This window comes from Silvimonas terrae (genome assembly GCF_014202765.1).
In the GTDB taxonomy this organism is placed as follows: Bacteria; Pseudomonadota; Gammaproteobacteria; order Burkholderiales; family Chitinibacteraceae; genus Silvimonas; species Silvimonas terrae.
In genome coordinates, this window is sequence record NZ_JACHHN010000012.1 from 92,583 (window position 1) to 105,991 (window position 13,409).

Consider the following 13,409-nt stretch of genomic DNA (forward strand, 5'->3'; position numbering starts at 1 on the left):
CTGCACCATGTAGTACGAAATAAAGCACTACAAATCAGGTACACTCTGTGCCCCGTTCCGCTCGGGGTGCCGGCGAGTGCTGGCTGGCAAGTCAAACAAACGAATAATTAAGGAAGGAGATGCGCATGCGCACAAATGGAATCGGCGCACTGTCGGCGCTGGCAGCAGCCGTATTGCTGGCCGCTTGTGGTGGTGGCAGTGATGGTGGTCATGACTTTGACAGCAACAACGCCAACCAGGCCCAGGCCAATATCCAGCAAGTGGTTGTGTTCGGTGACAGCCTGAATGACGTAGGCACCTACAACCCCACCACAATTTCCTTGACCACCGCCGGTCCCACGCCGCCGTCTCCGGGTCTGGCTTTCACGACCAAGCCGGGCGCACCGTGGACCTCTTACGTGGCCCTCAATTACAACTTCTACCTGCAACCGTATGAGCGCGTGGATTTTGGTCTGCCAACCAGTCTGGGCGGTCCGGGTCAGGTGGTTACCCTGGGCGGTACGGACTACGCCCAGGGTGGCGCAACGGTACAGACTGATGCCACAGGTGGCGGTGTCGTGAACACGACCGTCAGCGGTCATACCGTGCCACTGCAAGAAGCCACTGCGCTGTCCGTGAAAACCCAGATTGATACATACCTGGGGGCCAAGAGCGGCTTTAACGCACACCAACTGGTGCTGATCAACGGCGGTGCCAACGATATTCTGAATTACTTCCAGAATGCCAACACCAATGTTGTACCGCTGCTGACCTCGATCGCCACTACTAGCAGTCTGACAGCCGCCACGGCCAGTGTTACCGCCCTGGGCAAGGCCACTGCAGACAATATGGTGGCCCAGCTGCAACGTCTGCCGAACGGCGGCGCGACCAATGTGGTCTATGCCAACGTGCCGGACATTGGCGCGACACCGTTTGCCGGCTTCCTGCAACAAGCCATCACCGCGCAATTGAACGCGACCGGTGGTCAGGCGCTGGGGCTGCTGCCGACGGTGCAGTACGTACCTACGCTGATTACTGCCATGGTCACGGCCTACAACCAGGAAGTGGCGGCAGGGATTGCCAGTACCAAGATCATCACGTTTGATGCCAATGCGCTGCTCAAGAGTGTGCAAGCTTCGCCAGCCACCTACGGCATGATCAACGTCTCTTCGCCGGCATGTAACTCGGAAACCACCGCAGGTGATCCGACCACGCTGACTTCGCTGATCTGCACGCAAGCCACCCTGGTGTCTGGCGCTACTGACAGCAACTACCTGTTTGCTGACTACGTGCACCCCACCAACGGTGCTCACAAGATCTGGGCTCAGGCCGTGATCCAGCAGATTCAGGCTTCCATTCCGAAGTAAATCCATACCCATCCGGCGCGGGCTTACCTGCCAGTGCCCAGAAAAGCGCAGCCACAAGCTGCGCTTTTTTTTGCCTCACCAAAAGACGGCTGAGTGAACGGCGCGCACCGCCTCTTGCCGGGATTGCTGACCGCTGCTGCCCCCTACGGGGCGGGTGAAACGGTTGCCCAGGACAGTGGTGTTCATTGGCGCGTTATGGCCGCCGGCCTAGAGGGTGCGTGCCAGCACCCAGGCATCCACCCTGCGCACGCCCGCGCGCAATAACGTGCGGGCCGCCACGTGCAAGGTGGCGCCGGATGTCATCACATCGTCCACCAGCGCAATATGGGTCCCGGCCACAGTTGGCGTGGTGACAAAGGCGCGCCGCATGTTGCGCTGGCGAGCGTCCAGATCCAGCCGTAGTTGGTGCCCGGTATCGCGCACGCGGTCCAGCCAGCCCGCACTCAACGGCACTTGCAGATGGCGGCCCCAGATCTGCGCCAGCAGGGCACTTTGATTGAAACCCCGTTCGCGCCAGCGGGCCCCGTGCAACGGCACCGGAACAAGGTAGTCCGGCCGTGCAACGCCCTCGAACCGGTGGGCTGAGGTCTGTGCCAGCAAGGTAAACAGACTCCAGCGACCAGAAAACTTGCCCGCAGGGATGCAACGGGCCAGCCAGCCTTCATAGCTAAATGCAGCCACGGTCTGGTTGAACGCGGGTGGGTTGTGCTGGCACTGGGGACAATCTGCGGGCAGGGCCGAGGGCATGGCGCAACGCGGACAAACCGCCTGATTCAGCCAGGGCAGGTCTTGCTGGCAGGCGGGGCACAGACCCGAGCGTGCCGCCTGACCGCACAATATGCATTGCGCCGGTGGCAACAGCATGCGGACTGAGTTTTGTAGTTTGTTCAAAAAATTGATCTGATAATTTGACAATTGAGATGCCTCCCTACCAAAATGCAATCAACCATCTAGCTTAGGGAAAGCCATGAATCATCCTGCTGCGTTAACGCAACCTGTGACCTTCAAAAAGCTGGAGCCGCATCCAGAAACCCAGGCCTGGGATGCCGCCGATGTTGAAGCGCTGCTCAATCTGCCGTTCAACGATCTGTTGTTCCGCGCGCAGCAAGCCCACCGTGAACACTTCGACCCCAATCGCGTGCAACTGTCCACGCTGTTGTCGGTAAAAACCGGCGGCTGTAGCGAAGATTGTGGTTACTGTCCGCAAGCCGCGCGGTATCACACCGGCGTGGATAACGAAGCCATGATGAGCGCTGACGAAGTGATCGATGTGGCGCGCATTGCCCGTGAAAACGGGGCCAGCCGCTTCTGTATGGGCGCCGCCTGGCGCGGCCCCAAGCAGCGCGATCTGGATGAAGTCAAAAAGATGATTGCCGGCGTCAAAGCGCTGGGTCTGGAAACCTGTGCCACGCTGGGCATGCTCAAGGAAGGGCAGGCCGAACAACTGCGTGACAGCGGTCTGGATTACTACAACCACAACCTGGACACCGCGCCAGAGAAATACGGCGATATCGTCTCTACCCGCCAGTACGACGACCGCCTGGATACGCTGGGCAAGGTGCGCAAGGCCGGTATTCATGTGTGTACCGGCGGTATTGTTGGCATGGGCGAAACCCGCGAACAGCGTGCGGGCCTGATTACGCAGCTGGCTAACCTGGACCCGCAACCGGAATCCGTACCCATCAACAACCTGGTGCAAGTGGAAGGCACGCCCCTGCACGGTACTGATCCGCTGGACTGGACCGAGTTTGTCCGCACCATTGCAGTAGCGCGCATTACCATGCCGCAAAGCTATGTGCGCTTGTCCGCCGGCCGCCAGCAAATGCCGGAAGCCATGCAAGCTTTGTGCTTTATGGCCGGGGCCAATTCCATTTTCTATGGCGACAAATTGTTGACCACGGGTAACCCGGATGTGACGCGCGACCGGGCCTTGTTTGAGAAGCTGGATATCAAACCGTTGTAATCGGCGGCTGCGGTTAAACAACAAAAAGGGACGACATGGGTCGGCCCTTTTTTGTTGTTGGTTGTGGTGAGCGCGCAAAGCCATGCCGTAGCCCGGATGAAGCACGCCCTCGGCGGGTGCCCCCACAAAACCGCTGAGCGTTTCGGATGGCCGTTGCAGCGGGGCAGCGGCAATCCGGGGTGACAATGGGTGTCGGGGTGTGTTCTTTTCCTCTGTCGCTACCCCGGATTCCCGGCCGTTGGCCTCCATCCGGGCTACGGCACTCCGGTAGATCATGGTTTGACTCCGGATTCACCAAAAAGCGCGTGCGCGCTGCGGCTGGATTCCGACTCAAGGCAGGAATGACGAGTCAGTGGAATACCTGCTAAACAGGTCGTGGCCGTTGGCCCGCGTCTGGCTATTAAAAAACCGGCCCATGCAAAACAGGGGCCGGTTTTCTCTCATCCGGAAAAATCCGGAAACCGCATTAGCCCGCTGCTGCCAGCCGGGTAATGTTGGATGACACGGTCGGTTTCTCCTGGCGAGCGTCGGAGATGGATTCAATTTCGCCAGAGATGGTGCCGCCAGATTCAATCAACAGCTTGCCATAACGAATGGTGCCTTTGACGCGGCCGGTGGCGTGGATGATCAGTTGTTCACGTGCGGTCAGTTCGCCATCAAACGTGCCGTGTACTTCGGCCACATCAATACTGACTTTGCCAGAGAAAGAACCGCCTTCGGCAATGCGGATGACGCGGCTATCCATGGTGGCTTCGACCCGGCCTTCGACCACCAGCGTATCGCAGTCGAGAATTTCCGCGCCGCGCAATTTGACGTCCGGGCCGACAATCAGGCGATTGCCGCCGTGATCGGCCGGCGCCTGCGGGGCAGCGGGGGCTTTGGTTTCAGCCTGGACGCTAACCGGTACATGTTCCGCCCGCAGGCCATCTGTTGCACTGGCGTGGTTGCTGCCCGGTTCTGCATGGGTGGGTGAGGGCTGGTTGTTGCGGTTGCCCAGCACACCCTGGTTACGGTTGAGGATCGGGCTTTGCTGTTTGGACGAGAACATGGGTACTCCTTGGGAATGACGTCATCAAATGCGCGAAATATCAGGATTTCCGCGTCTGGCCCTTTACTGCAATTGCCGTGCCATGTTTGATAAATCGTTCATAAACAAGGTGTTGCGGTTTTCTTGTAAGGTATTGCGGCATATTTGTGACAGCGCGTGTCGCTGTCTGGCGTCGCGCTGGCAGCGCGTTTGCCGGCAGGCCCTGTGAAAACAGGTGTTTGGGCCTGTCGTCGATGGGCGACGGGGTTGGGCGGCAATAGCGGGGGCGGGGGGGTAATGTGGGGCGGATAGAACCGGCAAAACTTGCCGTCGGCATATTCCGCATAAAAACAAAATCCTTGTAAATCAAGGTGTTGAATTCTGGCATGCTTCCTGCTTTTGTGATTGCAGTCACACGTGGGGAAGCCCGGAATCATGATGAACGCACTGGACAGTTACTTCCAGACACAACAAACCGCGATGAAGTTGCGCGATTACCGTCAGGAAGTGTTGTCGTCCAATATCGCCAACGCCGATACGCCGCAATACAAAGCGCGCGATTTTGATTTTTCGTCAGCGTTCAATAACGCACTGGCGGCTCAGCAGTCTGGCGGCGCGTTGCACACCACCGATGCCCGCCATATGCAACCCGCCGGTGCCAGCGCGGCGGATGCGCTTTCCCCCAAACTGCAATATCGCGGTGAAGTACAGCCATCCATTGATGGCAACACGGTAGATATGACGTCTGAAATGCGTGATTTCGCCGACAACACGCTGCGCTACGAAGCGGCCATTACATTCATGCAGAACCGGATGACGACCTACCGGACTGCGCTGTCTTCTACCTCGTCCTGATAGCGGAGCTGTCTGACCATGTCTCTGTTCAGTACCTTTGATATTTCGGCTTCGGCCATGCAGGCGCAGTCCATGCGCCTGAATGCCGTGGCGAGCAATCTGGCCAACGCGGAATCGACCACCAGCTCCAACGGCCAGCCGTACCGCGCCAAACAAGTGGTGTTCCAGGCTACGCCGGTGGGCCCGGCCGGTGGTGTGGGCGTGAAGGTGGCGCAAGTGGTGGAAGACCAGGCACCGCCCAAATTGGTGTATGACCCGCGTAACCCGGTGGCCGATGCCAATGGTTATGTCGCCATGCCCAATGTGGATGTCGTGGAAGAAATGACCAATATGTTGTCGGCATCGCGGTCTTATCAGACCAATGCCGATGTGATGAACACTGCCAAGACCCTGATGCAGCGCACGTTGCAGCTGGGTTCGAGCTAATTGATAACCCGGCTTGAGGGAATAGCATCATGACGACTTCAGTAAACAACGGCTCCGGGATCAACTTCGGCGCACTGAACTCTGCGCTGAGTGGCTCGTCCAGCAGCAGCGGCGCCAGCGGTAGTGCGCAGGCCATGCAGGATCAGTTCATGAAGCTCCTGGTCGCGCAGTTGCAGAACCAGGATCCGACCAACCCGATGGATAACTCCCAGATGACCTCGCAATTGGCGCAGATCAGCACGGTGAGCGGGTTGCAGCAACTGAACTCCACCATGAGCTCCATGTCGTCGCTGTTTAATTCCAGCCAGGCGTTGCAATCGGCCTCGCTGATCGGCAAGCAGGTGATGGCACCGACCAAGTCCTGGGCTTATGACGGCACCAACAACCTGCAAGCGTCGGTCAGCGTGCCGGCCGGGACGACCCAGATGCAGGTGTCGGTGGTTTCGCTGTCTACCGGCAAGATTGTTGACCAGATGACCACCACGCCGACCGCCGGCCAGGCCAATCCGATCAACTGGGACGGCACACTGGCTGATGGCACCAAGGCGCCGGCTGGCAATTACGCCATCGTCGCCCAGGGTGTGGATGCGTCCGGCACCCAGACTGCACTGACGGTGGATGGCTGGCAAACCGCATCCAGCGTGATTCTTAATGGCAGTAACGTACAAGTGGTGCTGGCTAACGGGACGACCGTGAACCTGAGTGATGTCACCCAGGTGAGCGGGGCGGCCAGCACGTCTTCCAGTTCTTCTACCTGACCGGCAGCAAACGTCGCAACATCAACGAACTAACGAATAATCTGCCCGGGGAGGGCAGGCATGAATTGCCGCAATAGCGGCAAGGATTGCCGGGAGGGTAAATATGGGTTTCCAGCAAGGTCTGAGCGGTTTGAATGCAGCGTCCAAGAACCTGGACGTCATCGGCAACAACATCGCTAACGCCAACACCGTGGGTTTCAAGGATTCGCGTGCCGAATTTGCGGATATCTACGCTTCGACCTTTGCCTCTTCGTCCAATGTGGCGGGGATTGGCGCACGGGTGATGGATATCGCCCAGCAGTTCGGTCAGGGTAACGTGGAAAGCACCAGCAATCCGCTGGATGTGGCCATTACCGGTAACGGTTTTTTCCGCATGTCCGATACCTCGGGCACTATCTCTTACAGCCGTAACGGCCAGTTCCAGCTCGATAACCAGGGCTACATCGTTAACGATGGCCAGCGTCTGACGGGTTGGGGGGTTGATCCAAACAGCGGCCAACTGCTCAAGGGCGGTAACCCGGTGCCGTTGCAGATCACCGTCGGAAATATCGGCGCGCGCGCTACCGGTTCATCCGGTACGTCCAACGCGGGTCTGCAAGTGGGTCAGATGAACGTGAACGCTGCGGCGCCGATCATCAACCGCGCTGCCCCGCCGACCGGTATCGGCCCGTTGAATGTGACCGACCCGACCACCTTTACCAGTTCGACCACCGCACAGGTATACGACGCACAGGGCGTATCGCACAACCTGACGTTCTACTTCACCAAGGTCGCCACCAACCAGTGGGAAGTGCAAACCTCGTTTGACGGTGGCACGCCTACCACGACGGGTTCGCCGGCCGGCACCAATGGCTATCTGATGTACACCGGTAGCGGGACCCTGGACGCCACCACCGTGCCGACCGATCCCTTGACCGGCACCGCGGCATCCAATGTGTCCGGGTTTACCTTCAGCACCACGCTGACCGCCCCGAACGGCGCGACCAGCCCGTTTGCCTTTAACGTCAGCTTCCCGAACTCCACCCAGTACGGCAGCCCGTTTGTGGTGAACGCGCTCAACCAGGATGGTTATGCCGACGGCACGCTGACCGGCATGAGCATTGGCAAGGATGGCGTGATCCAGGGGAGTTATTCCAACGGCCAGACCAAGACGGTCGGCCAGATTGTGCTGGCCAACTTTACCAACGTGCAGGGTCTGCAGCCGCTCGGTGACAATCGCTGGTCGCAGACTTTTGCTTCCGGCCAGCCGACTGTGGGTGATCCGGGTACGGGTAGTCTTGGTTCGCTGCAATCGTCCGCGGTGGAAGATTCCAACGTCGATCTGACCTCCGAACTGGTCAACCTGATTACCGCGCAGCGCAACTATCAGGCCAATGCCCAGACGATCAAGGCGCAGGACACCATCCTGCAAACCATCGTGAACCTGGGTTAATCCGTTTTTCGGGGTTTGACCGGATGTTTGATGTCATCGACGTACAAGGGTAATCGAGCTTAATGGACAGACTGATCTACGTGGCCATGACCGGCGCCAAGCAATCCATGCAACGGCAAGCCACGGTTTCCAGCAATCTTGCCAATGCGGCCACGCCAGGTTTCCGGGCTGACCTTGATGCGTTCCGGGCAGTGCCGGTGCTGGGCGAAGGCGCCCAGACCCGTGCCTTTGTAGTAGCGCAGTCGACCGGGGCAGACCTCTCGCCGGGCGTGATCCAGAGCACGGGTCGTGATATGGACGCCGCCATCAACGGCGACGGCTGGTTTACGGTGCAAACCGGCACGGGCGAAGCCTATACCCGCAATGGTGGTTTCGAGATCGATTCTTCCGGCTTGCTCAAGACACGTTCCGGGCTGGTGGTGATGGGCGAAAACGGCCCGATCACCGTACCGGACAACACCCGGATCTCGTTCGGTTCTGACGGCACCATCAGTGGCACACCGCTGGATAACCCGTCTGCCACCACCGACCTGGGCCGGCTCAAGCTGGTTAACCCGGCCGGTACGGATGTGTACAAGGGCAGCGATGGTCTGTTTCGCATGCGGGATGGCTCGGCCGCCCAGCCGGACGACAGCGTTGAAGTCGCCCCGGATGCGCTGGAAAACAGCAACGTCAACACGGTAGATGAACTGGTGAACATGATTGGCTCGCAACGGCATTACGACATGCAGGTGCAACTGATCCAGACCGCAGATACCAACGCCCGCGCCGTGGCCTCGGTCATCCAGTTCACAAGCTAATTGGCAGTAACAGGTCATGAGGGACGGTCCGGGATCACCCGCCAGAGCGTACCCAGGGTTGTACCGCAGGATTAAAACAAGGAAGAACACACAATGATGCGTTCACTGTGGATCGCCAAGACGGGCATGGATGCCATGCAGAACAACGTCGACGTGATCTCCCATAACCTCGCCAACGTGGCTACCAACGGCTACAAGCGAGAGCGTCCGATTTTTGAAGATTTGCTGTACCAGAACCTGCGTCAGCCGGGCGGCGCCACCAGCCAGACCACCAGCCTGCCCACGGGCTTGCAACTGGGTACCGGTGTGCGTACTGTCGCCACCGCGCGGATTTTTGAGCAAGGCAGTTTGCAGAACACGGAAGGTCAGCTGGATCTGGCGATCAACGGGGTGGGTTTCTTCCAGATTACCCAGCCGGATGGCACCACGGCGTACACGCGGGATGGTTCGTTCCAGCTGGATAACCAGGGCAACGTGGTGACCGCCGGCGGCGAAGCGCTCAACCCGGGGCTGCAAGTGCCAGCGGGGACGACCTCGGTCACCGTAGGTAAAGACGGTACCGTCACCGCCATTGTGAACAATGTCGCCAGCGCACCGATCACGCTGGGTGTGATCCAGTTGGCCACCTTTATCAACCCGGCCGGTTTGCAGGCGATTGGCGACAATCTGTTCCTGGAAACCAATGCCTCTGGCGCGCCGACCGCAGGCCAGCCAGGCACCAACGGTCTGGGGGCGATCAACCAGGGTTATGTGGAAACCTCTAACGTCAACGTGACGGAAGAGCTAGTCAACATGATCCAGGCGCAACGCGCGTATGAAATCAACTCGCGCGCGGTGACGACATCGGATCAGATGCTGCAAAAGCTGGAATCGATGTAAACGGCATCACGCCAGCCACACACTAATGCGGTAAACCCCGCGGCCACCCCGGCCGTGGGCAGCAAGACGGTATGAGAGAAGGGCATGAACATGGCAGTGAGCAAATCATCCTGGGTGCGACTGATGCTGGCAGCGATCACGTTGTCGCTGGGCGCCTGCGCGGTGGTGCAACCCAAATCGATTGTGACGGCGCCGACCACAGTGCGGCCAGAGCCTTCCCTGCAATCGAACTACAACCAGGGTTCGATTTTCCAGACCGCCAACTCCCGCCAGTTGTTTGAAGAGCGCACCGCCAAACGCATTGGCGACGTGCTGACCATCACCATTGCGGAAAACCTCTCGGCCACCAACAAGGTCGATACCTCGACCGATCGCAAGGGTTCGCTCAGCCTGAGCGGCAGTGGTTCCTTGCCGGGCATGCCAGGCTACCTGCGTGAGTTCATGGGCGCCACCATGAGCACCAGCAACGAAAACAAGTTTGCCGGTAATGGTTCGACCGACAACACCAATACCTTTACTGGCTCGCTCTCCGCGACGGTGATTGAGGTGCTGGCCAACGGCAATCTGCAGGTGGGCGGCGAAAAACAGATCGCCATCAACGGCCATGTGAACACGCTGCGCCTGACCGGCATTGTGAACCCGACCGATATTCAGGCCGGCAATACCATCCCCTCGACCAAAGTGGCCGATGCGCGGATCGAACAACTGGGCGTTGGCGCACTGGCTGACGCCACCACCATGGGCTGGCTGCAGCGCTTTTTCCTCAGTGTGATGCCTTACTAAGAGTGCGCGTGAAAACCATGACCATGACGAATCTTTTCCAGCGCTTCTTCCTGTGTGCCCTGTTGCTGCTGGCGGCGGGTATCGCCCAGGCCGACAAGGTGCGCGACATTGCCAGTATTGCTGGCGTGCGGCCCAACCAGCTGGTTGGCTACGGCCTTGTGGTCGGTCTGGATGGCAGTGGCGACCAGACGACTCAGACCCCGTTCACCGTGCAATCGGTGATCAACATGCTCAATAACCTGGGTGTGCAAGTGCCCACCGGTGGCAACCTGCAATTGAAGAACGTGGCGGCGGTGACAGTCACGGCCAATCTGGCCGCGTTCTCCCGCCCCGGTCAGCCGCTGGACGTCACGGTCTCGTCGATCGGTAACGCCAAGTCTTTGCGTGGCGGCACGCTGGTGCTGACCCCGCTCAAGGGTGTGGATGGGCAAATCTACGCCATGGCCCAGGGCAACGTGGTCGTGGCCGGTGCAGGCGCATCGGCAGGCGGTTCCAGCACGCAAGTCAACCAGTTGGCGACCGGGCGGATTCCGGATGGCGCTACGGTGGAACGCTCGGTGCCAGGCGGTGTGGGGCAGGGGGATTTTGTGCAGCTGGAACTGCTACACACTGACTTCACCACCGCCAGCAACCTGGTGACCGCCATCAATAGCCAGTTTGGCCCGATTGCCTCCGCGCAGGATGGCCGGGTGATCCAGGTGCGTGCGCCAGAAGACAGCAACCAGCGGGTGGCGTTTCTCTCCCGGCTGGAAGGGCTGGATGTGACGCCAGCGGAAGTCGCCGCCAAAGTCATCATCAATGCCCGTACCGGTTCTATTGTGATGAACCAGACCGTGCAGGTTGACCCCTGCGCGGTGGCCCACGGCAATCTGACCGTGACCATTGCCGCCATGAACACGGTGGTGCAACCGCAACCGCTGGCGGGTGGCCGTACTGCCCGCGTGCAGAATGCGGATATCCAGATTGAAGCCGACAAGGGCAATATCGTGCGCCTGCCCAAGGCCTCTAACCTGCGTGACGTCGTGCGCGCCCTCAACGCCGTTGGCGCAACCCCCCAGGATTTGCTGGCGATTTTACAAGCCATGAAGGCGGCCGGCAGCCTCAAGGCTGACCTTGAGGTGATTTGACGCGGTATCCCCCTGCCGCGTCACGTCAGCCCGACCCACCCCCGGGGTCGGGCGTTTTTTTTGGGGGGTTGAGGTATTTGTATTGGCGCCTTGCGGCGCGGTTGGTTTTTGATACCGGCGGTGGCCGGAGCACGTTACTTTCTTTGGGGCCGCCGAGGTGCTTCGCCAGCCTCGGCGGCCCCAAGAAAAGTAACCAAAAGAAAGGCGACCCTGCGACAGCGCCCACTGCGTGGGTTCCCTGTGCTTCTCGCCTGGCCCGGCGGGCTCCAGCCCCGCTGCAACGACCATCTGGTGCGCCTGTGTCTTTGCGGGGGTACCCACCAAGGGGCAGGAACTCGCCCTGCGGGCTCAAACACCCTTACGCCGAAGCCCCGGGCCCCGCTGCGATGCTCGGCGCTGCCGGAGGGGAGGTACGTCAAAAGCAACATCAAAGACCAAAGCCACCCCTGCCAACCTCCTGCTCGCAAGAATGATTTACCTTGCCCACCACCTCGTCATTCCCGCGAAGGCGGGAATCCAGTGCGCAGCCCCACGGGCTGCTTGCGGTGGAGGACCACCATCACTCCGAACTCACCTTGGCGGCATGCAAACATCGCAGCTGGATTCCGGCTCAAGGCCGGAATGACGAGTTAGTGGGACGCGCGTTGAATTGGCCGTTGCCGTTGCTTTTGACTTTCTCCCCCATTAAAGCCAAGCGCCGAGGGCGTGGAGGGAGACCTTGGGCTCCCGACCAACCGAGGGCAGCCCGGAGGGCCGCCACCCCGCTGCAACTGTCATCTGGTACACCAACGCCTTTGTGGGGGTACCCACCAGGGGGCAGGCTGGGGTCGCCTTTCTTTTGGTTACTTTTCTTTGGCGAAGCAAAGAAAAGTAACGTGCTCCGGCCACCGCCGGTATCAAACGATTTTAAAACCCGCGCCGTCAGGCGCTAACCCCCCAAGACACCCCTGGCACGCCGATTGCTTCATACAGCTACAAAGACACCACCGTGTATACGACCCCATGACGTTAGACAGCCCGGCCAGCCGCAGTAATCTGGCGCAAGCCTTAGCCTCTGATCCGAACAGCATCACTGCTTTGCGCCAGACTGCCAATACCAATTCGCAGGCCGGGGTCAAAGCCGTGGCGCAGCAGTTCGAAGCGCTGTTGATGCAGCAGATGCTCAAGTCCATGCGCGACGCGACGCCGCAGTACGACACGCTCTCAAGCTCGCCGGCGTCCAGCATGTTTCGCAGCATGTATGACGAGCAGATTGCGTCGAACATGTCGGCGCATGGTGGGGTTGGGTTGGCAGATGCCATCGTGCGGCAGATCAGCATTCAACAAGATCCGTCTTTGCTGAAGCAGGCCTGGCACACTCCGCCCAATCCGTTTGGCAAAAGCAGCACGCTGACCACCAAACCGGCAACAGCGGCAGCGGGGGCGGCAAAAGATGCCGGTGACGGCGGCAATACCTCGTCGTTTATCGACAAGATTGGCAATGCAGCCAAATCGGCCAGCGCCACGTTAGGGGTTTCGCCGCATGTACTGGTGGCCCAGGCCGCGCTGGAAACCGGTTGGGGCCGCAAGCCGCTCACCGATGCCGCCGGCCAGGATACGCATAACTTGTTTGGTGTGAAGGCCGGCAAGGATTGGCAAGGCAAGACGGCAGATGTCACCACCACGGAATACGTGAATGGTGTGGCGCAAAAGAAGACCGAGACATTTCGCGCGTATGACTCTTATGCAGATGCCATGAGCGATTACGCCAGCATCATCAAGAAGCGTTTTAGTGATGCGGTGGGTTCGGGGAGCGATGCAAAAGGGTATGGCACGGCGTTGCAGTCCAAAGGCTATGCCACAGACCCGTCTTATGCGGGCAAGCTGGCTCTGGTGGCTGCCCGCGTGCAAAGACAGATGGCCGGTGCGGGTGACGCCTGAACGGGCAAAAGTTGAACGCGACCGGGCGGTTGACCGGTCGATGCGGTCAAGAATCGGGCTGGCTGGCCGATATCAGGTGAAAGCGGTGGTTGT

At 59.6% G+C, this 13,409-nt stretch carries 14 protein-coding genes; 11 read left to right on the forward strand and 3 right to left on the reverse strand.

Going from position 1 to position 13,409, the window contains the following annotated elements; all coding sequences use genetic code 11:
- Positions 1 to 125 precede the first annotated feature (125 nt).
- Complete coding sequence (locus HNQ50_RS21290; protein ID WP_184103399.1) at positions 126 to 1,346, forward strand: SGNH/GDSL hydrolase family protein; 1,221 nt, start codon at positions 126 to 128, stop codon at positions 1,344 to 1,346.
- Between the two features lie 207 nt (positions 1,347 to 1,553).
- Here the strand turns inward: HNQ50_RS21290 and HNQ50_RS21295 are convergent, their stop codons facing one another.
- Positions 1,554 to 2,210 (reverse strand): ComF family protein, encoded by a 657-nt coding sequence (locus HNQ50_RS21295; RefSeq protein ID WP_184103402.1) that lies wholly within the window; start codon positions 2,208 to 2,210, stop codon positions 1,554 to 1,556.
- A 103-nt stretch (positions 2,211 to 2,313) separates the two neighbouring features.
- Between HNQ50_RS21295 and bioB the strand changes: the two genes are divergently transcribed.
- Positions 2,314 to 3,309, forward strand: coding sequence for a biotin synthase BioB (gene bioB / locus HNQ50_RS21300; RefSeq protein ID WP_184103405.1), 996 nt, complete (start codon positions 2,314 to 2,316; stop codon positions 3,307 to 3,309).
- Between the two features lie 466 nt (positions 3,310 to 3,775).
- On the opposite strand, the gene HNQ50_RS21305 is transcribed toward bioB, so the two are convergent.
- Complete coding sequence (locus HNQ50_RS21305; RefSeq protein ID WP_184103408.1) at positions 3,776 to 4,357, reverse strand: bactofilin family protein; 582 nt, start codon at positions 4,355 to 4,357, stop codon at positions 3,776 to 3,778.
- Between the two features lie 40 nt (positions 4,358 to 4,397).
- Positions 4,398 to 4,724 carry a hypothetical protein gene (locus HNQ50_RS21310; RefSeq protein ID WP_184103411.1) on the reverse strand — a complete coding sequence of 109 codons (327 nt, stop codon included), beginning with the start codon at positions 4,722 to 4,724 and terminating at the stop codon, positions 4,398 to 4,400.
- A 47-nt stretch (positions 4,725 to 4,771) separates the two neighbouring features.
- Here HNQ50_RS21310 and flgB point away from each other — a divergent pair, with 47 nt between their 5' ends.
- From flgB to flgJ, 9 genes are all read left to right on the forward strand, one after another.
- Positions 4,772 to 5,191 carry a flagellar basal body rod protein FlgB gene (gene flgB, locus HNQ50_RS21315; RefSeq protein WP_184103414.1) on the forward strand — a complete coding sequence of 140 codons (420 nt, stop codon included), beginning with the start codon at positions 4,772 to 4,774 and terminating at the stop codon, positions 5,189 to 5,191.
- 18 nt (positions 5,192 to 5,209) lie between these two features.
- Entirely contained in the window at positions 5,210 to 5,617 is a 408-nt protein-coding gene (gene flgC, locus HNQ50_RS21320) for a flagellar basal body rod protein FlgC (protein ID WP_184103417.1), read from the forward strand.
- A 29-nt stretch (positions 5,618 to 5,646) separates the two neighbouring features.
- Positions 5,647 to 6,375 (forward strand): flagellar hook assembly protein FlgD, encoded by a 729-nt coding sequence (locus HNQ50_RS21325; protein ID WP_184103420.1) that lies wholly within the window; start codon positions 5,647 to 5,649, stop codon positions 6,373 to 6,375.
- Between the two features lie 103 nt (positions 6,376 to 6,478).
- Complete coding sequence (flgE, locus tag HNQ50_RS21330) at positions 6,479 to 7,807, forward strand: flagellar hook protein FlgE (protein WP_184103423.1); 1,329 nt, start codon at positions 6,479 to 6,481, stop codon at positions 7,805 to 7,807.
- A gap of 62 nt (positions 7,808 to 7,869) precedes the next feature.
- Positions 7,870 to 8,607, forward strand: a complete 738-nt coding sequence (gene flgF / locus HNQ50_RS21335; protein WP_184103426.1) for a flagellar basal-body rod protein FlgF — start codon at positions 7,870 to 7,872, stop codon at positions 8,605 to 8,607.
- Positions 8,608 to 8,700: 93 nt separating this feature from the next.
- Entirely contained in the window at positions 8,701 to 9,486 is a 786-nt protein-coding gene (flgG, locus tag HNQ50_RS21340) for a flagellar basal-body rod protein FlgG (protein WP_184103429.1), read from the forward strand.
- 90 nt (positions 9,487 to 9,576) lie between these two features.
- A complete protein-coding gene (locus HNQ50_RS21345; RefSeq protein WP_246428818.1) occupies positions 9,577 to 10,269 on the forward strand; it encodes a flagellar basal body L-ring protein FlgH in 693 nt (230 codons plus the stop codon).
- 23 nt (positions 10,270 to 10,292) lie between these two features.
- Positions 10,293 to 11,396 (forward strand): flagellar basal body P-ring protein FlgI, encoded by a 1,104-nt coding sequence (locus tag HNQ50_RS21350; RefSeq protein ID WP_184103432.1) that lies wholly within the window; start codon positions 10,293 to 10,295, stop codon positions 11,394 to 11,396.
- Positions 11,397 to 12,398: 1,002 nt separating this feature from the next.
- Positions 12,399 to 13,316 carry a flagellar assembly peptidoglycan hydrolase FlgJ gene (gene flgJ, locus HNQ50_RS21355; RefSeq protein WP_184103435.1) on the forward strand — a complete coding sequence of 306 codons (918 nt, stop codon included), beginning with the start codon at positions 12,399 to 12,401 and terminating at the stop codon, positions 13,314 to 13,316.
- The last annotated feature ends 93 nt before the right edge of the window (positions 13,317 to 13,409 follow it).

Excerpts from the sequence above, each read along its gene's own strand:
- HNQ50_RS21290 (WP_184103399.1), top strand. The coding sequence starts at position 126 with ATGCGCACAAATGGAATCGGCGCACTGTCGGCGCTGGCAGCAGCCGTA.
- HNQ50_RS21295 (WP_184103402.1), bottom strand. The coding sequence starts at position 2,210 with ATGCTGTTGCCACCGGCGCAATGCATATTGTGCGGTCAGGCGGCACGC.
- bioB (WP_184103405.1), top strand. The coding sequence starts at position 2,314 with ATGAATCATCCTGCTGCGTTAACGCAACCTGTGACCTTCAAAAAGCTG.
- HNQ50_RS21305 (WP_184103408.1), bottom strand. The coding sequence starts at position 4,357 with ATGTTCTCGTCCAAACAGCAAAGCCCGATCCTCAACCGTAACCAGGGT.
- HNQ50_RS21310 (WP_184103411.1), bottom strand. The coding sequence starts at position 4,724 with ATGCCAGAATTCAACACCTTGATTTACAAGGATTTTGTTTTTATGCGG.
- flgB (WP_184103414.1), top strand. The coding sequence starts at position 4,772 with ATGATGAACGCACTGGACAGTTACTTCCAGACACAACAAACCGCGATG.
- flgC (WP_184103417.1), top strand. The coding sequence starts at position 5,210 with ATGTCTCTGTTCAGTACCTTTGATATTTCGGCTTCGGCCATGCAGGCG.
- HNQ50_RS21325 (WP_184103420.1), top strand. The coding sequence starts at position 5,647 with ATGACGACTTCAGTAAACAACGGCTCCGGGATCAACTTCGGCGCACTG.
- flgE (WP_184103423.1), top strand. The coding sequence starts at position 6,479 with ATGGGTTTCCAGCAAGGTCTGAGCGGTTTGAATGCAGCGTCCAAGAAC.
- flgF (WP_184103426.1), top strand. The coding sequence starts at position 7,870 with ATGGACAGACTGATCTACGTGGCCATGACCGGCGCCAAGCAATCCATG.
- flgG (WP_184103429.1), top strand. The coding sequence starts at position 8,701 with ATGATGCGTTCACTGTGGATCGCCAAGACGGGCATGGATGCCATGCAG.
- HNQ50_RS21345 (WP_246428818.1), top strand. The coding sequence starts at position 9,577 with ATGGCAGTGAGCAAATCATCCTGGGTGCGACTGATGCTGGCAGCGATC.
- HNQ50_RS21350 (WP_184103432.1), top strand. The coding sequence starts at position 10,293 with ATGACGAATCTTTTCCAGCGCTTCTTCCTGTGTGCCCTGTTGCTGCTG.
- flgJ (WP_184103435.1), top strand. The coding sequence starts at position 12,399 with ATGACGTTAGACAGCCCGGCCAGCCGCAGTAATCTGGCGCAAGCCTTA.